This window comes from Candidatus Bathyarchaeia archaeon, assembly GCA_041447175.1.
Classification (GTDB): domain Archaea; phylum Thermoproteota; class Bathyarchaeia; order Bathyarchaeales; family Bathycorpusculaceae; genus JADGNF01.
The window spans coordinates 1,483,681-1,504,090 of the sequence record CP166960.1 but is presented as its reverse complement, the minus strand read 5'-3'; the positions used below and the strand labels follow the sequence as shown (position 1 = coordinate 1,504,090).

General features: G+C 41.6%; 15 protein-coding genes. All 15 read left to right on the top strand.

The window, feature by feature from the left end:
• Window positions 1–17 precede the first annotated feature (17 nt).
• The 15 genes from ACBZ72_07775 (at window position 18) to ACBZ72_07705 (ending at window position 20,013) form a co-directional block, all read left to right on the top strand.
• Entirely contained in the window at window positions 18–1,931 is a 1,914-nt protein-coding gene (locus ACBZ72_07775) for a hypothetical protein (protein ID XES76078.1), read from the top strand.
• 106 nt (window positions 1,932–2,037) lie between these two features.
• Window positions 2,038–2,943 (top strand): hypothetical protein, encoded by a 906-nt coding sequence (locus ACBZ72_07770; protein XES76077.1) that lies wholly within the window; start codon window positions 2,038–2,040, stop codon window positions 2,941–2,943.
• A gap of 196 nt (window positions 2,944–3,139) precedes the next feature.
• Window positions 3,140–4,306: a glycosyltransferase family 4 protein gene (locus ACBZ72_07765; GenBank protein XES76076.1), complete on the top strand. Its 1,167-nt coding sequence runs from the start codon at window positions 3,140–3,142 to the stop codon at window positions 4,304–4,306.
• A 171-nt stretch (window positions 4,307–4,477) separates the two neighbouring features.
• Window positions 4,478–6,124, top strand: a complete 1,647-nt coding sequence (locus tag ACBZ72_07760) for a DUF3131 domain-containing protein (GenBank protein XES76075.1) — start codon at window positions 4,478–4,480, stop codon at window positions 6,122–6,124.
• Window positions 6,125–6,319: 195 nt separating this feature from the next.
• Window positions 6,320–7,804, top strand: a complete 1,485-nt coding sequence (locus ACBZ72_07755) for a DUF3131 domain-containing protein (protein XES76074.1) — start codon at window positions 6,320–6,322, stop codon at window positions 7,802–7,804.
• A gap of 150 nt (window positions 7,805–7,954) precedes the next feature.
• Complete coding sequence (locus ACBZ72_07750) at window positions 7,955–9,457, top strand: hypothetical protein (protein XES76073.1); 1,503 nt, start codon at window positions 7,955–7,957, stop codon at window positions 9,455–9,457.
• A 656-nt stretch (window positions 9,458–10,113) separates the two neighbouring features.
• Window positions 10,114–10,398 carry a hypothetical protein gene (locus ACBZ72_07745; GenBank protein XES76072.1) on the top strand — a complete coding sequence of 95 codons (285 nt, stop codon included), beginning with the start codon at window positions 10,114–10,116 and terminating at the stop codon, window positions 10,396–10,398.
• Window positions 10,399–10,415: 17 nt separating this feature from the next.
• Entirely contained in the window at window positions 10,416–11,384 is a 969-nt protein-coding gene (locus ACBZ72_07740) for a glycosyltransferase family 2 protein (GenBank protein ID XES76071.1), read from the top strand.
• Window positions 11,381–11,806 (top strand): hypothetical protein, encoded by a 426-nt coding sequence (locus ACBZ72_07735; GenBank protein ID XES76070.1) that lies wholly within the window; start codon window positions 11,381–11,383, stop codon window positions 11,804–11,806. The genes ACBZ72_07740 and ACBZ72_07735 overlap by 4 nt, the downstream gene beginning before the upstream one ends.
• 19 nt (window positions 11,807–11,825) lie before the next feature.
• Window positions 11,826–13,046, top strand: a complete 1,221-nt coding sequence (locus ACBZ72_07730) for a glycosyltransferase family 4 protein (GenBank protein XES76069.1) — start codon at window positions 11,826–11,828, stop codon at window positions 13,044–13,046.
• Window positions 13,047–13,073: 27 nt separating this feature from the next.
• Window positions 13,074–13,781: a class I SAM-dependent methyltransferase gene (locus tag ACBZ72_07725; protein XES76068.1), complete on the top strand. Its 708-nt coding sequence runs from the start codon at window positions 13,074–13,076 to the stop codon at window positions 13,779–13,781.
• A gap of 96 nt (window positions 13,782–13,877) precedes the next feature.
• On the top strand, window positions 13,878–14,873 hold the full coding sequence (locus ACBZ72_07720; GenBank protein XES76067.1) for a glycosyltransferase family 2 protein: 996 nt from the start codon (window positions 13,878–13,880) through the stop codon (window positions 14,871–14,873).
• A 2-nt stretch (window positions 14,874–14,875) separates the two neighbouring features.
• Window positions 14,876–15,907 (top strand): glycosyltransferase family 2 protein, encoded by a 1,032-nt coding sequence (locus tag ACBZ72_07715; GenBank protein XES76066.1) that lies wholly within the window; start codon window positions 14,876–14,878, stop codon window positions 15,905–15,907.
• Window positions 15,908–15,926: 19 nt separating this feature from the next.
• Window positions 15,927–17,177 carry a glycosyltransferase family 4 protein gene (locus ACBZ72_07710; GenBank protein XES76065.1) on the top strand — a complete coding sequence of 417 codons (1,251 nt, stop codon included), beginning with the start codon at window positions 15,927–15,929 and terminating at the stop codon, window positions 17,175–17,177.
• Between the two features lie 91 nt (window positions 17,178–17,268).
• Entirely contained in the window at window positions 17,269–20,013 is a 2,745-nt protein-coding gene (locus ACBZ72_07705) for a carbohydrate binding domain-containing protein (GenBank protein ID XES76064.1), read from the top strand.
• Window positions 20,014–20,410: the final 397 nt, after the last annotated feature.

The window sequence follows — 20,410 nt, the reverse complement described above, 5'->3', positions numbered from 1 at the left end:
AAGGAGCCTACCCTGTTATGGCGCTAACCAAACTGTTGTCCTGGGCTGCAAAACTGGCTTTAACGCTGTCACTCATGTACTCTGCATTGTTTATTGCGAACAGTTTGGGCGTAACCTTCTTTTCTCTTGTCGGCGGAGGCATGCTTCAACAAACTGTAAGCAAAGTGTTTCTGTCCCAAAATCTGGATGCCTTAATCTGGCTGACAGCTGTTCTCGTTGTACTTGCTTATGTTTTATACCGTTTCCACCAAAAAAGACCTACTAAACAAAAGCGTCTGTTTTTGCTGCTTGTTCCCCTTTTTTCGGTTTGTTTAGTCTTTTTCGGATTCGATGTTTCTTTGTTTCTGGCTATAGCCAGCATATCCGTCGCTTTATTCGCCGTCAGTTTTCGGTGGGTACTTGAACTTTCTCCGTTATCGGCTATACGCGACTTACTTTTGTGTTTTGCTTTCTTGTTGCTGTTCGTGCAAGCTGGTTCCTTGGTCTCCACACTGGTTCTCATCAGCCCAACTGCTTCAACTTTAAGTCCCCCTGCAATGGCTGCAACACGTCACTTAGTTCTTTTAGACCTCAGCTTCGCGAACCTGCTCTCGCCCCTTCTACCCTTGGCTTATCTGATTCTTGTTTTCTTAGGTCTCACAGGCATATTCATAAAAGTAGGTCTTCTATCAAAAGCAGCTACTTGGCTTCAAAGACCTCTTTCTCGAAGGCATCTTGATTTCGTGGGCTCCTTTGACCTTGACCCGAAAGAAAATTCCAGTTTTACTAATGGCCGTTTTTTCCTGTTTCTCGCTTTTGCATTATCTTTCGTCATTTCTTCGGTTCTGGTTTTAGTTACGGTTTTGCCTTGGATTAACCCAACATATAGGCTTGTGAGTACCGACGCCCCATTCTACTATCAATGGCTTCAGGACCTGCATGCCGCCGGCTTTAGCGGTGCAATGTCTTTAGCTTTCGCCAGTGACCGCTCATTTTTCTTGATACTGCTATACTTCTTGTCTGCAGTCATTCCCTCTTTGGACTTAGTGCAGTTGTTTGCTGCTCTACTGATTCCAGTGTTTGCTGTTTTCTGCTTTTTCGTTACAAAATTGGTGGGCGGTCCACGCGAAACTGCAGTTTACGCAGTTTTGCTGGCGCCCCTATCAATTCAAGCTTTGGGACTGATTTTTTCAGGCTACTTCGCCAATATGCTTGGCTTACTTCTGGTTTATCTCTATTACATTGTTTTCATCTGGGCGCAACGGAAAAATTTCCTTTTAGGCTTTTCTTCATTAGCGGCAGTGGCAGTTCTAATAGTTTTTGCGTACCCCTGGGCTTGGTTCATTCTTGCCCTTTCCATGCTGGCTTTCCTGTTTATGCAGTGGCGTTTGGCTTCCTCCGATGCTGGTTTGTGGACAAGTTTTAAAACTAAGCTGTTGCTTGTTTTCTCGAGTTTTCTGTTAAGCGTAATCTTCGATTTTTTCAGGCGCCTTTTAACAGTAACCTCGTCCGTAACCATAGTTTACGATACTGTAGCAAGAGACCTGACTTTTCCAAATCTGAGTTTTCTTTGGAACAGTCTGAAAGTCACTGCAGACTTTTATTTAGGCGGCGCTTTTGGCTGTGTTCTTATCGTTTTTCTCTCTATCGTCGGATTCTTTGTTGTCCTCAGAAGTAAATCAGAAATGTCTTCACTGCTCACATCCTGGGTCTTTGTTTCAAGCTTAGCTATCTTGTTCACAGGCAGCGAGTTTGCTTACCACAAGTTCCTTTTTGCCATGCCTCTGGTGGTCTTCTCAAGTTTAGGTCTGTCCTGGTTGATGCATGTGATTGTTCGCAAAGACGATATGTGCAAAAAACGGTTTTCTGCGGGGGCTCTGGTTTTGGTGGTTTCAGTGTTGATTCTTTTGTGTAATGCTTTGCGTTTTGCCTCAAATTTGATTGTTTTGTAGTCCTATTTTTTAAAAATAGAGTATATCGTCAGTAGTGGGAGTTGATAAAATCGAAATTGTTAAATATCCATCAATACAACTATGAGCTATTGGGGACTTTCAACCTATGAATAACTTGAAAAAAGTTGCATTGAGCATCTCAGTTTTAACGTTAGCTTTGATGATGACAAACCTTGCCTGTGCCAGTTCAGATTACACTGCACATGAAAGTACTCCTGTAGGTATCCCTCCTGGCGCGACATCAACATTCGTTAACCAAACCACAGGAGTGTCATTCAACATAACCGGTAAACCTGGCACTTTTGGGACTGTAACTTCAACAGTGTATTCAGGAAATCCTCAACCGACGGGTAACACGCCTCCAGGTGTAACTTTAACAAACTTCATAGCAATTGCTTTTTACTTCGAACCAAGCGACTTCGTTAGTGCCAATGTTATCTTCCATTATAACGAAACTGACCTAAGCCTTCAAAACATAACCCGACCCTACGTGATTTACAAGTATATCCCCTCAAACAACTCCTTTGTCGCCTTACCCACAACTGATGACCCTGTTGCACAAACTTTAACGATTACATTGTCAAGCACAACTGACCCACTATTCGCAATCGGCAATACTGCAACGGTTTCGCCATCTCCTTCTCCAACACCCACGGCAACTCCAACCGCAACTCCAACTCCAACCCCTACCCCGACAGCAACTCCCACTCCAACGGTTGCACCAACTCCAACCCCAACAGTCCACCCAACATCCACTCCAACCCCAACAACTAAGCCCACTCCAACCGCTTCGCCCTCTCCAACACAAACCATTGCCCCAACTCCGACTCCAACGCCATCTAGCACCGTTACTCCTACTCCAACCGCTTCGCCGGTAGAAACACCCCAACCGAGCCCCACACCTGAAGAGCAGCCTTCAACACCTGCTTGGTTATGGGCAGTCATTGTGGTTGTCGTTGTTGCGATTGTCTTAGTTGCGGTGTTTCTGATTCGAAAACGAAACGCGCTGTAACCTTCCGTGAACCATGCGGCTTTAGCCGCTTTTTTTGTTTTTCATGAATTTTGTTTTAATCTGGGTTTGATGTTGGTTAGAAATCGCAAACCTTTTTGAACAGTTGCAGGAAAGTATGTTCGTTGGTCAGATACGAAATGTTAACCACTGCGAAGAGCTCGGGCTTCCCTGTTATTGGAGGTTTTGTGGTCTGAAAGTGTTATTTGTTGTTCCACATGTTTTTGCGGGAGGCGCAGAAAAAGCTCTTCTCAATCTGGCTCACCAACTTAATTTGATGTCGCTTGATGTGACCATTGCCGCGCTTTCGTCCGATTTAACCCAGCTCCATCCTAACTTATCAAACCTAACCTATCTGGTTCCACCCAAACCCACTAACCCCGCTAATTTAGGCAGTATTTTTGAGGTCACAGCGTCTTCTTCAAAAGAGCTTCTTTTATTGGCGAGATTGATTAAGCGGCACTCTTCGGAGTTTGATGTGGTTTGTGTGGGAAATTTTCCTTCCTACTGGGCAGTTTGGCTTGCAAGGGCAAAGCAGCCTCTGGTGTGGTTTTCCAGCGAGGTTTTGGCGCCCTACAATCAAACAAAAGACCTCTACAACAAAAGCTTACTTTTTCGAATTGCCTTACGTTTCGCCACCACAGTTGACAAATGTATCGTTCGCCGGACTTTCAGGTCAATTGTAACCTGCTCCCCCCTTAACAGCCGCATGATAAAATCACGGTACGGCTTAAGTTCCACTGTGCTGCCTACTGGGGTGGATTACGAGTTTTTTCATCAAACAATTTCCAACCCTAAAGCTCAACTGGGCATAGCTGAGGGGGTTCTTTTGCTTCATGTGGGGGCACTGGTGCAGCGGAAAAATCAGATTTTAAGCATACGCGCTTTAAAAGCTTTAAAGCCCCATCTGGGGAACGTTAAATTAGCTCTTGTTGGTGAAGGTCCATGGTTAAATGCTTTGAAAGCAGAAGCCCAGCGCCTTGGTTTAGCGCAGGACGTTGTTTTCTTTGGAGGCGTCGCAGAGGAGAAACTTCGCCTTCTGTACAATGCTTGTGATGTGAACCTTTTTCCCGTAAAGGATCAAACATGGGGTTTAGTTCCTTTTGAAGCACTGGCAGCAGGAAAGCCTTCGGTTATAACACGGGGTGCCGGAGCGGCAGAAGTAATTGAACAAGAGAACATCGGGTTCTTGATAGATGCAAACGTTGAAGAGATTGCGGCTTCGGTTTTGTTTATTTTGAGCAATCCCAAATTGGTGGCGGATGTTGTGGCACGTGGCCAGTTGTATATCCAAAAGAACCTAACATGGACAAAGTATGCCCAAGACGTCTTCAATGTCTTCAAGAATCTTTCCCCTGAGGCCTGAAAATTTCATTCAGGGAGATGGTTTACCCTAAAATCTTAAGAAGCCCCGCATTAATACCTACTCTATTTCATGGTTACTCATAGGGGCGATGAAAAATCAGGGTTAATACTTTCAGGCATTTCACATGTGGTTTCTTTGAAGTCTTCAAACTCGCGGGCGAGGAAGTTATTTATGAGTACTAACTCCAAGTTTCTATATGCCATTTTGTTTGTATTTCTGATTTTATTTGCTGAAGTTCCATCTTTTTCATCGATTGCGCAAGCCCAGACCGGGTCACGTGACCTTGACCGAGAATACTGGTTTTGGAGAGCTAACAACGCTTGGCAGTATTTCCAACCAGGTGTCGGTGTTGACCCTGACACAGGGCTTCACAGGGGTTCTGACTATTGGCATTACTTCACAGGGTGGGATTTAGGCACCTATATCTTCGCCATTCTCGACGCTGAACAGCTTGGGATAATATACCGCAATTCATCTTGGGGTGCTGATTACAGGATTGAAAAAGTATTAAGCTGGCTTGAAACGATGGAGCTGACTCCAAACGGTGTGCCTTACTCTTTGTATGATTCTGACACAGGGCTTCCAGCCAGTAATGGCGAAACAAACATTTCCGATTACGGAAACCTGTTAATTGCGCTTCACCGTTTACAAGTTTGCCGTCCTGACTTAACTGAAAGAATAAATCAAATCGTTAACTCAAAAATCAACAGCGCCTACATGGTTTCAATGTTTTCGGCTTATGCCGACCACTACAACTATTATGTTGCTCATGGTTTTGCGTATTTCGGTTATGATTCCCCCCAGATTTCCGCGGCATTAAACCTCTTAAATACATCCATGAATCAACCTCAAGTCACAGTGTATGGCGTTGAGCTGCCCAAAATTTACGTAGGCTGTGAATCTCTCCTTTTAGGCATGTTCAACTTGGAAACTCAAGACCCTCTTCAAACACAGTTAATGCGAGCAGTATACGCCGTGAGTGAAGCCCGCTATAACGCAACGGGTAAATTAACTGCTTTCAGCGAGGGAAACACTGAATTATCTTCACCATCATACGTTTACGAATGGATTGTTACTCCAACGGGGGCATCTTGGCAGATTGAACCAGCTCCTACTGTCCCAATTGTGTACTTCAAAGTGGCTGTTGGTTTCCAAGCGCTGTACAACACCAGTTATTCAAGAAGCATGGTTTCCTCTCTAGAAAACCGTCTCATAGCCTATAACGCATGGAGCTTGACCAATCCCGTAAATGGCTATTTCGATGGCGTTGATGAAAACGACCGCATGGTTTCTACACTTGTGGACAAAACTAACGGTCTTATACTAAACGCCGCCAGATATGCAATGCAAGCTCCCGACCCTACCCCTACCCAACCTAGCCCGTCACCCTCCCTTTCTCCTTCCTCGTCTCCAACTGCAACCCCAACTCTGCCCCCTTCGTCCCCTACCCCTTCACATTCCATAACCCCATCACCCAGCCCTTCAGTAGTTCCCCCCACAGCTACGCCTTTCCCTTCAGCCTCTACTCCACCTCCAACATCGACTCCCTCACCATCAGCTACTCCAACTGCTACCGAAAGTACATCCCCCTCAACCACCCCTCCCCAATCAACACCAACACTCAATCCTTCATTGCCATTGATGACTTCCTCGCCCGTTTCAACTTCGCCAATTCCAGACGCAACTGACATAAACGATTTTTCCGCCGAAGCTTTTCCATTTGAATGGGTTGCAGCTCTTTCTGTCGCAGTTATCGGCGGTATACTTTCTGCCTTGCTTTGGATTCATAGCCGCAGAAAAAAACTCCCAAAACTATAGCTGCTCTAAATATTAAAGAACCTAAAATTTTATTTCTTGGTTTCAACACAACAGTGCTACCCATATAAATTAGAAAAACCCCTGAAGTCATATAAAATCAGGTGGGTGTAGATTTTGGGGCTTATCGGCTGGTGACTTAGGATGAAGGGCAAGACGCGTTCAATTGTTGTATATGCTATTATTTTTGTATGTCTGGTGAGTGTCATCCCAGCTGCAAAGTCCTCAAATTCTGATGACTCAAAAAGTGTCCTTGATGCAGACAAAGAGTATTGGATGCGGTTAGCGGAAAATGCGTGGTGCTACTTTCAACCTGGAGTCGGCGTAGACACCGCAACTGGGCTACACTATGCATCCAATAGCTGGCATTATTTTACTGGTTGGGATATGGCAACTTATCTGTTTGCGATAATGGATGCCCAACAACTTGGACTCCTATCAGCAGATGGTGAGTGGGGCTTTGATAACCGAGTGAACAAAATATTAACATGGCTTCAAACAATGCAACTCACAACAGACGGCGTACCTTACTTATGGTACGAATCAAGCACTGGCCGTCCGGCTTTTGGAATAAGTAACCAGACCACAAACATTTCTGATTACGGAAACCTTCTCATCGCCCTGCACAGCTTGCAAGTGTACCGCCCAGACTTAGCCAACACAATCGATTACATTGTAAAGTCACGGATAAACAGCAGCTACATCGTTTCACAGTTTCATTCTTACGCAGACGACTACAATTATTATGTGGCCCACGGATTCGAAAGTTTTGGATTTAGTTCGCCTGAAATTTCAACTGCTCTAAACCTGCTGAACCACACAATGAATCAACCTCCCGCCTCTTTTTCGGGGATTGAGTTGCCTAAACTTTACGTCGGATGCGAATCTTTGCTGCTGGGAATGTTCCACCTTGAACCTGACCCCCTTCAGACAAAACTAATGCGCAACGTCTACCTCGCCCATGAAGCACGATATAATTTCACCGACAAATTCACAGCCATGAGCGAGGGAAATACAGGGCTCTTTGATGACCCCACATACGTCTACGAATGGGTAGTCACACCCAGCGGGGCTTTTTGGAAAATTGAACCTACCCCCATAACCCCAATTGCCTACATCAAAACGGCAGTAGGCTTTTTGGCATTGTACAACACTTCGTATGCAGAAAAACTGGTTAACTACCTTGAACCCCGTCTTGCAACATCTGCGTTTCTCTTTTTCCCCGCCAGCGGCTACAAAGAAGGAATTGACGAAAACGGTCGCGTAGTAGGATCAATCACCGATAAAACCAACGGCTTAATCCTAGATGCAGCCCTTTATGTGGTGGAAACAAACTACACTTCTAATCAGCCATCATCCGTTACCCCAACGCCCACGGAAACATCCAGCACGGACCCAACGCTTACACCTAGACCAAACCCAAGTGACTCCCCTACCCCAACCAACCCTTCTCCCACAATAACAAGCACTCCAAACTCCACCAAAACCCCCAATACCCCTGCCCCCACGATTTCTTTTAACCCCACACTAAACGCAACTTCTATCCCAACACCTCTCCCTTCCCCATCAAACGAGCCATCAACTAGCGAATTAGACGGATATGTTGCTGTTGTTTCTGGTGTTGCAGTATTTTGCTTGGCTTTAACCGCGGTATTTGTGGTTTATTTTAAGCGAAGACCTTAACTTACAAGTTTGCTTCCTACTGTTTCGCTGATGTGTTCTGCGCGAAGGTTATTTATTGTGCAGTTCCCTAATGTCTCAAGCTTAATGCAGCTCTGAGGGAAAGAGGGAACCAGAATAAAGTATAGCTTATCTTTAGCCAAAATGAGCGTTATGCTTAACCGTTACCGGTTTGCTCTTGCTGCCTTCCTGATTCCCCTTGGAGCACGATTTATCCCAGAGGTGCTATCTTGGCCCTACCCCATCGGATTTGACACCGTTATCTATATACAAACCATGCAAGACGGGTGGTCCATCGCGTCAACTGGTTTGGCCAACTTTTTGCATTACACCAACTTATTCTATTTACTCTCCTCAACGTTTTACGGGCTAACGAATAATGCCATAATTCTGATGAAACTTCTCGGCCCCATAATGATGGGCATTTTATGCTTTCTAATGTACCTGTATGCACGGCGAGGGTTAGGCTGGAGCAACTGGAAATCCCTACTTGTAGCAATTCTAGTTGGCGTCTACTTTGTTTCTCTAAGAAACTCCTGGGATATGTACCGCCAAACACTTGGACTAATTTTCCTTATGGCCACCCTGATCTCGCTTAAGACACTGAGTTCTCCACGCAAATACTGCGCTGCCTCCTTGTTCATGGTGCTGACAGTTTTAAGCCACGAGTTAGCCACTGTTGTCCTGTTCTTCTTCCTTCTGCTGGAAGGCGCAAAAATGCTCCACAAGAAGGCAAACCACGACTTTGCGCTGTTGAGCGCTTCAGCGGTTCTTCCCGTTGCCTTGTTCATGTTCCAGAGGTTCTCCTTAACAACGGGCGCCTTTGGCGTGCCTGCCCCATCAGTGGCTTCAGAACCGTCGCTTTCTTTGGCACTTTACATCGGAGGTTCCTTGGTTTACTGTTACGCGTTCATCATACCCTTCGTGGTTGTGGGTTTGTTTGGTTTGAAAGATTTGTTTGTTCGCGCTTGGGTGCTTTTAGGTTTAACCGTAGTTATGCTGTTGATGGTGGACCCAAATCTGCCGCTTTATCTTTGGTTCCGCTGGGTCCTGCTGCTGGTTTACCCTCTTCTGTTCCTCGCTACAGAAGGAATTGACCGCCTCTGGCGCTTCAGCCAAAGATACAACCAAAAGATTAAGCGAGTAATTCCTAAACTTGTAGTCCTCGCTTACTTGATTTCACTTTTCACCTTGTCAGGCTATTTCATGGCTTCCAGCCCTGAACATGCATTCCCCTATTTCTACCAATATAACAATTACTTGTCAGTTATTCCCTCGTCAATGCAGCAGAACTCCATATCCATTCAAGATACCGCCTCACTGGTTGACTGTTTTGAATGGGTCAACCAAAACGTGCCCCAAAACTCAGTGTTTGTGGTACATGACGCATTTTACTATTTGACCTCCACATGTATCCCCAACCGAGAGGTTGTGTTTTTCAAAACTGATATATCCCTGTGGTCCAATATGCCTGACGGTGCCGTGACTGCCAACCAAATGCTAAGGGCTTCCCAAGATGCACACGATACGGGGCATGCGGTTTATTCATTCTGGTGGGTTAGTGGGAAAGGTTGGTACGCGATTCCGTCTCTGCCTTCAGAATTTGTTGAAGTCTACCGCTCGGGAAACATGGTGGTGTATTCTTATCGTCCATAATCCAAAAAATAGTTACATTCATTGTTATGAACATCTTTACCACATACTCTCTGGCTCGGCTCTTCAATCTTTGAGCAAGTTGGTTCTGTTTACTTTGTGCTCAGTGCCTGAGCGTAGTGATTTCATACCTCCAATTCTTAACTTTTCCGTGGCTGTTTCTGTTAATCTCTGGAAATTAGGTTGTTCTGTTTTGTACATGTTTGTGTTTTAAAAAAAAATGTTTTGTATTTTGTAAACTATTGTGCAATTATTCTTTATGTGGATGTGTGAGTTGATTTTTTGTTCTCTTTTTTTCGGAAAGTTTTTATGCTTTATCTTAAGACTTATGTTCAGTGTTGGGGGTACGAGGCTTCGATGTTGCACAATATTGGTCGGGGGAATTGCAAAGTGAATTCTGCGTCCAGATTTCTGATTCATAAATGTTACATATTACGTCCGTATTCCTTTGATGGGCGGCAACTTCGGCTGTCCGCCAATAATCAACAAATGAGGAGAAGGATACGTTAAAACAACTGCTGTCTGCTAAGCAATCAGGAAGGTCTTCCTGTATTAGGGCGCACCCTGAAATTTCAAGTAGTACACTCTGTATCCTTTCCTCTAGTACACTAAACGAGTTAAAAAAGGTCGCATTCAGACGCGGCTTATGGTTCAAAACATTGAACAGGCTTGAGAGAGGTATAATCGACCTCACCATGCGATATGTCGATAACGTCAAAAGTACAAAGCTGGCCAAAGTGCTGACGGCCATAGTAACAAAACTGCAGCAGGCAACAGAAAACATGGCGGAACGAATAACGAGGACTATTGGTTTACCTCTTGCACAAAAATTAAGCAATATGGCAGTGAGCTGGGGCAACCACGCCGCAGCAGAATGGATACAGGACCGCAACTTTGCGCGTTACCTCGCGCTCTGTGTGGTAAAGACCCGAATGCACAATTGACTCCTGAAGGCGCATCTATGGTTGAAGTTCAGATAGAGCAAAATACTTCAGAAGGTATGACTAATAGTGCTCTGAGTAAACTTTCAGTTGTCGTTGCAGGCATCCCCGCATTCAACGAAGAAAAAACCATCGCCCGTGTCGTTTTAGAAGCCCAAAAGTACGCTGACATTGTGGTTGTCTGCGATGACGGCTCAGCGGACATGACCGCTAAAATTGCTGAACGGCTCGGCGCAGTCGTCGTTCGTCACAAACATAACAGTGGCTACGGCGCAGCGATGCAGAGCCTCTTTAAGCGCGCCCGGGAACTAAACGCCGACATTTTGGTAACCTTGGATTCGGACGGGCAGCATGACCCCGCTGAAATCCCCCGCATAATAAAACCCATCGAAGACCAAACTGCCGACGTAGTTTTAGGCAGCAGATTCAAAGGCAAAAACGGCACCGCAGACATGCCCCGACATAGACGGGTTGGCATCAAAGTCATCACCAAACTAGCCAACGGCACCATCAAAAATGGCGTCAGCGATGCCCAAAGCGGATTCAGAGCCTACGGCAAACATGCATTAGACTGCCTGTCTGTGTTTGAGGACGGCATGAGCGCCAGCATAGAGCTTCTTCGTGAAGTTAAAAGGAACGGGCTTACGGTACGTGAAGTTCCTATTTCCTGCAAATACTCTGAAACTATAGGAGTTAGTACTTCAACTGAAAATCCCGTTACACATGGAATTGGGCTAATTATGTCTCTAGTAAAGCTTATAGTTGAAGACAGGCCCATAACTTTAGTTGGAATACCTGAGGTGCTATTTCTGGTGGCGGGTATCTTTTTTGGCATTTGGATGATGAACCTGTATGCTGTGAGCCATCAAATAGTGACCAATATTGCTTTAGCCTCTATCTCCTTTATCCTAATAGGGTTCTTCATGATTTCGACTGCCATTACATTATACGCAATAACAAGAATAACAAAAAAAGTGAACGGAAGATGAATTTCGGACTCAAAGTAAAAAAAGCTTCATCTGAAAAATTGCAGACGCCTTACATTCTGGGCTTACCTCTATTTGGGGCGATGTGCCGCAGACTCGATCATATTGCTATTGATGACTGTATCTACGGGGTTATCACACTAATGAAATCTAACTATGATGACCCAATCAACATAAGGTCAGAACGTATAGTAAGCATCATCAACGGGTTGGCAGATATAAAAGCCGACATTTCTGGGAAAAAAATAACAAAGAAATATGCTCTTTCTACGCCTCAAGGAGTCCGAGGGCGAAACGCTGATATCCAGCTTGGCTATAGAAGTTCTAATGTGGGAACCAAGGTAAGCCTCGAAGAATGTTTAGCTAAGACTTACTCTGGATTGCGGAACAATGTATCGCAAATCGTGTTGTTTACAAACAACTGATATTCAAAATTGATTTTACATGACCTCCCCAAATCTTACCGTTCTTGTTTTTGCTCAGTATTTCCCTCCTGATATGGGCGGAGGTAGTGCGCGAGCAAATAATGTAGTTAACGGTTTGCTTAATGTTGGCTGCGCAGTTACCGTAGTTGCTGCCTTTCCCCATTATCCGGGTGGAAATATCCCTGAACGCTATAAGCACAAAGCTGTCGTTGCTGAACAATATGGTGGTGCAAAAGTATACCGCGTATGGGTTCCTGCCTTATCGCATAGTAGTCCATTAAAAAGGGTTATCTTGCATTTTTGTTTTATTCTTTCTTCTCTATTTGCTTTTCCTTTTATAGCTAAACCAGATGTTGTGTGGGGCGCTAACCCTAACTTGTTTTCTTTCTTCCCTATTTTGATTTATGGCATACTTTTCCATGTGCCAATTGTTAGAAATGTCGATGATTTGTGGCCGGAAGTTTTTTATGAATTACATCTTGTGAATTCGAATATTTTACGGAAGTCCTTAGACTTCTTAGCTTGGCTTTCTTATGTTATTCCAGTTGCTATTACGCCAATTAGTGAGGGTTATAAGCGTAGTATAGTCAACAAATACAAGGTTGCTCCTGAAAAGGTGCATGTCATAGAAGTTGGTGTTGATTGTGTCAAGCCTTTGCTTTCGGGGGCTGTTTCGGCAAATCGTTTTATTGTGATGTATTCTGGAGTTTTGGGTTTAGGATACGATTTTGATATCATTTTGAGATCTGCACAAATTCTGAGGAACAAAAAAAACATCGTCTTTATAATAAGAGGCGTTGGTGAATTGGCACCGAAATTGAACCAAACCATACATGCTCTTAATCTTGATAATGTTGTTCTCGACACAACTTTCTTGAAAAAAAATGATCTGGTTTCCTTGTTGTCTTCTGCGGATGTTTTTGTACTTCCAATGGCTTCACTTAGTTTCGTAGATTTGGGTTTGCCCACAAAGATTTTTGAATTTCAGTCTTATGCTAAACCCATTATATGCGTTTCAAATGGTGAATCTGCAAAATATATCCGGTCAACTAACTCGGGTTTATTAGTTAAGCCTGATGATGCTGAAGGTCTTGCAGACGCCATTGTTCGCCTATACGAGGATAAACAGCTTAGCTCCAAGTTGGGGCTAAATGGGTTGACTTACGTATCCAAGAATTTGACGGTCCCAAAAATTGGGGCGCATATGAAATCGGTTTTTTCAGAAATCCTATCCAAATGATTCTTTATTAGAGGGTTAATTGAACCAATGAAAAAACAATTAAATCGATGGTTAAAAGCTCGAGATTCTGAAAAAGATTTTTGGGCACAAAAAAATGTGAAGGCAATAAAAACATCTGACGCGTGGGCAGCTTTCGTCAGAGAAAATTTTGGACTTTGGCCCAATTTTTCTTCGCTTAATGTACTTGAAGTCGGTTGCGGTCCATATGGAATAATAAATTTCACTAATTCGTCGAATAGTGTTGGTATTGATCCCCTAAAATTCGATACATGGACTGGACAAAACAAAATCACCTCTTTAACCCCTCACCTTTTAGCGACTGGTGAGAGTCTCCCTTTTTGCGACAACATTTTTGATATCTGCGTGTGTTTCAACGTTCTCGATCATTCTATAACTCCAACAAATGTTCTGCAAGAGATAACTAGAGTTTTGAAGCCTACTGGCGAATTGCTGCTTTGGGTACACGCTGTGCGCAACCCTTTGAGGTTTTTTGCTCCCTTCTTCTCGTTAGTTGATAAAAGTCATCCGCATCATTTCACCTTAAAAGAAATTGAAGGAATTATAGCTGAAACCAGTTTAGTCATATCTTTCGTTAAAACGAAAGATATGGGTGAAGGTAATGTTATGCAACAATTCGTACGCTTTATCAGTTCTTCTTTCAAGTTGGCTATCGCCAGTTTTATGATGTTGCATATTTTTATCCGTGCGCAACCCAACAAAAAAGCTCTATCGTAAGGTGTATGTCTTATTTCAGTAAAATCTCTAATTGGCAATCATTCTAATTCTGTTACTTCGTATGATTCGCGGCATCTTCCATATGTCAGTATTGTTGTGCTAAACTTTAATGGAAAACATTTTTTAAGTCGCTGTTTATCCTCGATTAAGCAACTAAACTATCCTTCTGAACTTATTGAGGTCATATTAGTTGATAATTCCTCAACAGATGATAGTCTTGCTTTCGTCGAAGCCATTTTTCCTTGGGTTAAACGAATTAAACTAAATCATAATTATGGTTTTTGTGGAGGAAACAATAGAGGCATAAAGTACGCAAATGGCGATTACATTGCCTTCTTGAATAATGATACTGTTGTAGATGCTGATTGGTTGATACGTCTTGTGAATGCTTCGATTAAAAATTCGGTTCAAATTTGTGCTAGCAAGACACTTTTCATGAAAAAACCTGAATTTTTGGAATTCGGGGGTGGAAAATTTACTCTAAACGGTAGAGGGTTTAGTATTGGTATGGGTATTAAAGACAAATTAGGTTCTTTACCTTTTTATACTGGTTACCCATGTGCTGCAGCGATGTTAATCAGAAAAGACGTTTTTTTGGACTTGGGTGGTTTCGATGAAGACTTTTTTGCTTGTTTGGATGATACGGACCTTGGTTGGCGTGCTTGGTTATATGGGTACGCTGTCTTGTATTGTCCTGACTCTTGTGTATACCATGCAGCGGGTGGAACGACTGGCAAAGGTCGTATAACTACCCTGAAAACTTTTCAAGGAACTAAAAACAGTGTTATGAATATTTTAAAAAACGTTGAATTCAAAAACATATTGCCTGCTCTGTTTATTTCCCTATCGTTTGATGTTTTTGAATTATTTTTATTAATAAAACAAAAAAATTTGAAATGTGTTGCTGTGAAGGTGCGTGCATATCTTTGGCTGATTAAAAATCAACATCTGACGTGGCAAAAGCGTTCTCTGATTCAGAAAAAACGAGTCGTATCTGATTGTTGGTTGGTGAGGAACGGTCTTATGGCTTTGCCTTTTGAAGCTCTGAATGAATACAGGCGTTTATGCAAAATAAATTTGGCTGATTTGTGAGGGTGCTTGATTTATCCGCTGTAGATAAACCGCTCGTTTCTGTCATCGTTTTAAATTGGAATGGAAAACGCTTCTTATATAACTGCTTAAGTTCATTATTAAATCAGAATTTTGATAGTTATGAAGTTTTGTTCGTCGATAACAATTCTTCGGATGATGGTGTGGCTTTTGTAAAGAATCATTTTGGTAAAAATTCGCGATTGCGAATTATTGTATTGCCTGAAAACTTTGGTTTTTCAAAAGGTAATAATATCGGGTTGACTTATGCACGTGGTGATTATGTTATATTTTTGAATAATGATACGAAAGTTAACTGTAATTTTGTTGCAGAATTGGTTAGTGAGGCTAAAAAGGACCCAAAAATAGGTTGTGTGGGTTGTAAAATCCTTTCTTTGACTGGAAAAACTTGGTTTAGCCAGAGATTTACAAATGGTGGTTTTCTTGTGCCTTTTTTTCTTCAAACCTTAGTTGAGCAACGAATCGAGAGTCTCTCGAATTGCTGTAGAACAAATCTTGCTAATTCTGGTTGTGCAGTACTTTACAAACGATGCGTTCTTGAAAAAATAGGTTGCTTTGAAGAGGACTACGTGTCAAATTTCGAAGACTGGGACCTAGGTTATAGGCTAAATCTCGCGGGTTTCCGGTCTGTGTATATACCTCTTCCTTTGGTTGTTCATGTTGGCGCTGGTTCGGAAGGAACCACGCCCGAACGTAGAGTAAAATGCTACCGAAATATGTTATTGACTTACTTTAAAAATTATGAGTTGAAAAATTTAGTTATTCGCTTTCCCATTGTTTCGTTTGTTCTTTTACCTCTCTGGCACTCTAGTTGGTTTCTCCAGCGGTCTATTTTGGGCCTTCCTGATTTTGATCGCAAAAGAGTCGGTGACTATTTTCTATCGCTTTTTCGTGCATATTATCAATTTTTATGGTATTTAAAGAAGTTTGCAATAAAAAGATATTCCGTACAAGGTTTGAGAAAAGTTGCTGACCGAAATATTTTTGACAAAACAAAAAACACGTCATTGGTGTAATCCAGAGGTATCTTAAAGTATGAAAATCGGCGTCTTGACTTCACCTCTTATCAATCTTTCAAACATCTTTTATCTTGATTATCATAAACTTGCGAGCGATCTTTCGCGATTACATGATATATATTTAGTTGGTTCTATGATTAAACCCGCTGCGTACCCCAACGCTTGTCGATCTTTGCCTTTGATTTCTCGCGGTGCCTTCAATGGCTTTGTTTTCTTAGGGTACCTTCGGCGATCAAAATACATGAAATTGATTAGTAATAATGTACAAGTGTTCTCGTATTTTCGACGTACGGTTGACACAAAATTTGACAGTAAGGTAATTAATTTTTCAAGTGATTTTTTTTACAAAAATAATATAAACTTACTTTACTCCTTTCCATTTTATCCAGAATTGTTTCCAACCCGCTTAGCTAAACTGCTAAATGTGCCTTTGATTCTTGAATTTTGGGAAGACCAAATTTGCTTTAATTATGAAACGGATCTGTCCGAAGGCATTCCGTATAAACTCGCTATTAAGGAGAAAAATCGTGGTTACTCTTGGCTTCGAGAACTTGCTATTTCAGCAAATCACGTGATAGTTCCCTCAACGGTTTTTAAAAATCGATTACACGCTCTCGGCGTTAATCAAGCAAAAATTTCGATAGTCCCTGTTTGTACTCATCCGTTTTCTCAAAAAGATAAAACATATGTTAAGACGATACATCAGTTGAATGGGCAAAAAATTATTTATTATGTAGGTTCAATGTCACCATGGCATGATTTGACCTGCTTAATAACTGCTGTTAGTAAGCTACTTTGTCCAAATGTAGTATTGGTACTTTCTGGGGGAACAAAGTATCTCTTCGAGACGTTCTTGCCCTGTATTAAAAAATTGAATGTCACCGTTATTTACACGGGCAAACTATCTCCTGATGAACTCGATTTTTATATTTCTGCCGCTGACGTTTGTGTAGCACCTTATAAATTAACTTATTCATCTGGTTTTTTCCCAGGTGCTGTTGTACGATATATGCTGGCTGGTAAAGCAATTGTGGCAACTGATTTACCAGAAATTCGCGAAATGTTTAAGGGATTGAACGCGGGGGTACTTGTTCAGGAGAATAACCCTCAAGAAATGGCAAATGCGATTGACTTCTTCTTAGAGCATCCAGACCAGGTGATTGAACTTGGTGGTATTGCGCGTTCTATTGCTGAGAAATATTATCTGTGGCAGCATCATACAAAAAAAGTGACTGATATCTTAGCCTCGATCAGTAACTCAAGTTAATTTAGTTTGAGTTTGCTTTGTATTTTTCCTTGCAAGATTGGTGAGCATTATTCATAGAACTTATTACCTGACTTGTATTACGCTGTCCATAATGGGGTTGATTGGTCTATGGCTTAATCTTAATTCACCAGTAATTGGTTTTCTAAACTTTTTGTTGTATTTCATTCCAAACATTATCTTCACTGGAAATGTGTTTTTTAGAAATGAATCAACAGCTTTTAGGTTTTTTTATGGAACTGCTTTGTTTTTAGCGCTAGTTTCTGTGAGTGGTTCTTTGATTTATCTCCTGTTTGACTTTTCTAATAATATGATAGTCTTAAGTCTATCTTTACTTAGCGGTATCCTGACATTTTTGGCTCTGAAAACCCGTTCTTGCACCGGTGATCCCAAATGCTCCTGCTCTTCTTCTTTTAAGCCTCATTTCAGGCTGAAATTGCCTCCCAAGATTGATCTTCTTTATTTGATTCTGGTTTTCATCTGCTTCTACTTGCTTTATTCGGTGCATACCCGCGAATCTCTGAAGTCTGTTTTAGACGTAATGCCTGTAAGTTTCTTTGTTTCTTTTTTCTTGGCAACCGCGATTCTAATTTATATGATTTCTTCAGCGCGGCGAAAGACAACTACACTCTTACTATACATAATTTTGCTTGTCGCTATACCAACCTCTATCTATTTGCTGATTTTCATAATTCCAGTGGAGCCAGTGAGTTGGATAAATATAGTTTGGGCTCGTCATCTTGCAGAGTATGGACGTTTCGTTTCCGATCCTGGGCAGATTGAAGTTGCAAGTTCACTTATTCACAAACAGCTACCTTACTTAGGTTTGAATGTGATTGTAGTAATACTGTCAAAATTTCTAAACATAGACCCAATGTTCACCAGTTTGGTGATTCCTATTTTCTTTTTTACTTATATTCCCGTGACATGTTATATCCAAGCGAAACATTGCACGGGTATAATAAACGAGAAATTTGCTTTATTGGCTGCTGTTCTCGTTCTTTTTTCTCAACATACTGTCTTTCTCGTGATTCCTCCATTAAAAGGGGAAACTTTTGCATTAGTTTTCCTTTTTATCGGAATTACTTTTTGGATTAAGTATATACAAACCGAAAAATTGTTGTGCCCTTCTCTCTTTGTGGCTTTAACTTTCACTATGGTTGTTGTGCTGATTCACCAATGGGTTGGTCAGTTTGCATTAATCGCTGCGGTTTTAAGCATTTACCTTCATAAATTTAGACCCTTTGCAGAGGGCTGCAAAACTCGCATAAAATCAAAATTGGCTTTGATGGGATTAATTCTACTTTCATTTTTGTGTAGCATATCCATGATTTTAGTTTATTATCTCACCAGTATTGTGACTCCGAAAGTGTTTTCTTTTTCCTTTAATCCCGATGTCAGTATCCATCAACTCTTTAGTTTAATCTTTCCCAATTTTTGGATTAACAATAGTCTTTCATTTTGGGGGCAAGTTTTTTATGGCTATCTGAATAATTTTTCGTATATATTGTACCTTTTTCTTGCCTTAGGGTTAATTGTTGCAATAAGACGTCGCGCGAATTTAAATTGGGTGTGCTTGGTTTGTGTTTTAGTTGTTGTCTCATTTATGAATATGCTCATAACAGGCGGTCTGCTTTCTGTAGCTGACGAAAGTGCTTACAGAAGCTTCTACTGTCTAAATCTGATTTCCACCGTTTTGACCTCTCTGGGCTTATACTTCGTAATGGAGTCTGCCACCAAGTTGCGTGTTGGTTTCACTTTCTATCTTTTTTCCCGCTTTAAAAAGAAACTCGTATTCAAATCTTTCTCTTTCTTATTTGTTCTTGTAATATCTTTAACGATTGTTAGTTCTGTTTACGGCGGTTTACCAAGGGTTAATAGTGTGGGACCATACAACGCTCAATCTTTGAGGTATATTTCTGAATACGATTTTGAAGCTGCTCAATTTATAAAAAACGTAGAGGGCGATTGGTCAAATAATTTTTATGTTTTTGGTGATCTGTTTACTTCCTCTGCTTTTCTTTCTGAGTTTGGTGCTAAAACTTTTGTAACCTCAACTGGGAATTATTTGTTTGTTTCGGAAAGACCGTTTTCTGCTGAACCTTGGCAATTATATTTGAAAACTGTGCAACCTTCAAAAGAATCTGACGTCTTCTATCCACTTAACCAAATAATGAATCTTACAGGTGCAAAAACTGTATTTATAGTTTTGACTTATAGGCTTGAACCGCAAAGTAACTTCCGCTTTATAGTTGATACCTACACTAAATGGCTTGGTGAACCAATTTTTGAAATATCTGATAAGCTCTATATTTTTGCTTATCAGCAGTTCCAACTAGTAAATCCAGTATTTTTAATGCAAGAAAATAATCAGACATTGAATGAGTGGTTGATTGAGCGATACGGTTCTGGAAATATGGATCTTTCTCTCACAAATTATATAGTTGACCAAACCAATGCAACTAACTTTATAAATGCGTCTTTAACTGCTGGCCCATTTGGACGCTTCACTTTGCGATATGTTTTTCCTCAGGTTCAGAACTGGTCTGCTTACGATTTTTTGTTTTTCAATTTTCTTGGCAATTCTTCAGAAGCAACTTTCAATATCGTAATTAGAGGACAAAGTGTATCCGATTATTACAGTTACAATAATATTAAAGATGATGCCGAGGGCTGGAGAAAAATAATTATTCCTTTTGATCTTTTTGCTGACACAGGTTCTCCATCTTGGTCAAGCGTGCGGGAACTGCTTGTTCAGATTAATTATGGGTGGCAACCAAATTCAACAATAGCCTTTAGTGATTTTCTAGTTGATCGGCATCAGAGTTTTTCTCCTTAGTTGGATACTGTGCCTTTTGTTGTGCTGGACTCCTCTATGTTTCATTTGCTTTTTGGTTTTGTTCACGTTATTAGCGTGTTGAGTTCTGGTAACTTTTCATCGGTCCCTTTCTCCATGTTGATTCTCATCGTTATAAAATCACCAATACAGAATACAAACCTGAAAAAGAACCCGATAACATTCAAAGCATCACCAAACCAAATGAGACCATTCCCGACAGCAAGCATAGTATGCCCGAAGGTAAGATACCCAAATAAAGCCAGTACCCCTGTTGAGTGTCAGCATCGATACCGTAACAATGAGTCCACTTATGTTTTCTCCTTCAGTTAATTAACTCCAAAGTTTCTGAAAAATCTGGCGGCAGTTAACAGCAATCGAAGAATCAACAGTTTTTATC

What these genes read in the sequence shown, in the direction of transcription:
- ACBZ72_07775 (XES76078.1), top strand. Translation starts at nt 18, where the DNA reads ATGGCGCTAACCAAACTGTTGTCCTGGGCTGCAAAACTGGCTTTAACG.
- ACBZ72_07710 (XES76065.1), top strand. Translation starts at nt 15,927, where the DNA reads ATGAAAATCGGCGTCTTGACTTCACCTCTTATCAATCTTTCAAACATC.
- ACBZ72_07705 (XES76064.1), top strand. Translation starts at nt 17,269, where the DNA reads ATGGGGTTGATTGGTCTATGGCTTAATCTTAATTCACCAGTAATTGGT.
- ACBZ72_07735 (XES76070.1), top strand. Translation starts at nt 11,381, where the DNA reads ATGAATTTCGGACTCAAAGTAAAAAAAGCTTCATCTGAAAAATTGCAG.
- ACBZ72_07750 (XES76073.1), top strand. Translation starts at nt 7,955, where the DNA reads ATGCTTAACCGTTACCGGTTTGCTCTTGCTGCCTTCCTGATTCCCCTT.
- ACBZ72_07740 (XES76071.1), top strand. Translation starts at nt 10,416, where the DNA reads ATGGTTGAAGTTCAGATAGAGCAAAATACTTCAGAAGGTATGACTAAT.
- ACBZ72_07770 (XES76077.1), top strand. Translation starts at nt 2,038, where the DNA reads ATGAATAACTTGAAAAAAGTTGCATTGAGCATCTCAGTTTTAACGTTA.
- ACBZ72_07725 (XES76068.1), top strand. Translation starts at nt 13,074, where the DNA reads ATGAAAAAACAATTAAATCGATGGTTAAAAGCTCGAGATTCTGAAAAA.
- ACBZ72_07730 (XES76069.1), top strand. Translation starts at nt 11,826, where the DNA reads ATGACCTCCCCAAATCTTACCGTTCTTGTTTTTGCTCAGTATTTCCCT.
- ACBZ72_07760 (XES76075.1), top strand. Translation starts at nt 4,478, where the DNA reads ATGAGTACTAACTCCAAGTTTCTATATGCCATTTTGTTTGTATTTCTG.